The organism is Teredinibacter waterburyi (assembly GCF_001922985.1).
GTDB classification, from domain to species: Bacteria; Pseudomonadota; Gammaproteobacteria; order Pseudomonadales; family Cellvibrionaceae; genus Teredinibacter; species Teredinibacter waterburyi.
In genome coordinates, this window is sequence record NZ_MRUH01000048.1 from 1 (window position 1) to 1,074 (window position 1,074).

Genomic DNA, 1,074 nt, shown 5'->3' on the forward strand with positions numbered 1-1,074 from the left:
AAAATTGTTTGGCTCATAATGAACTTGTGTTGATGCCCTTGGATTACGAAATGTTTCCGACTCATGATGTAAATATATTTGTGAAGGGAGTCCATTTTGTCATAAATACACACTATTGGAGTAAATTGAAAAGTAAGTGGCGTGTAACTCAAGAAGAATTCCCCTTGGAATCCTTAAGCTGGATAATCGACAGTTTTGAAAATAAATTCTGGAGAAAACCAGAGGAAGGTGGGCTTCCAACTGGCGAGTACTGTGTTGATGAGACGTTTTTGGGGGAAAGGATTGGCATAAATATCATGATGAATTGCTGCGCGGAAAATCTATTTGGGTACTCAATCTGGAATGCCAGTCGTGTTAATTACATTTCAAACATAGCCCCCCAAGAATGGGATGTACCCCGTTACATGCTTTTGGAGCAGGGCCTTTTGGAGCAACTCAAACAAATAAATAAGCGTTATATAAGTGGTGAGTTTGATTCCTTAGCAAAGGCTTAAAGGCCAGTGGGGGCAAGCCTCGTTAAAGGCTAATACGGGACAGACCCCATTTCCCCTCGCGTTCAAATAGCAAACTAGCAAATCTCAGCCAAAACAGAAGCATTAAGCCGCCAATCTCCTACAGCCATACCTACGGCTTAGACCTTACAATTCTTTACACAACACAGCCTTATTTCCAGCAGTTAAACCCCAAAAGCGTCAACTGTGTCAAACCTAGCCTTTGACAAAGTGTGTTTAAATAACGCCTTTCGCCTTTTGCGTGAGTAATTTACGCTAAGGGTTTGATTTTAATAACAAAGTACCAATCAAGGAGCGGTGAAGCTAATGATTACCTCTAATCGTTGTGTGGCAAAGGGTGAAGTACCTGTAGAAAAGAAAATGGCAGTAAGCGGGTTATCGCGTGCTGCTACAAACGCAATAAAACAGATCGGTTTAGTTGTTGCTATGGCTGTATTAACGGCCTGTGGTAGCAGCAGCAATCCTCCACCCACAACACCCACGCCAACGCCCACCGTAACACCTACCGCCGTACCCGACAGCACACCGGACGCCTTCACCCTTGGCGCTATGACGAGTGTAG

1 protein-coding gene and 1 pseudogene are annotated in these 1,074 nt (G+C 43.9%); both read left to right on the top strand.

Annotation, left to right across the window (positions count from 1 at the left end; translation table 11 throughout):
• Window positions 1–494, top strand: a 494-nt coding sequence (locus IDZ20_RS05435; protein ID WP_223144901.1) for a hypothetical protein, incomplete at its 5' end; no start/stop codon positions are given.
• Window positions 495–818: 324 nt separating this feature from the next.
• Window positions 819–1,074 (top strand): annotated as a pseudogene (locus IDZ20_RS05440) (hypothetical protein); the annotation flags it as partial.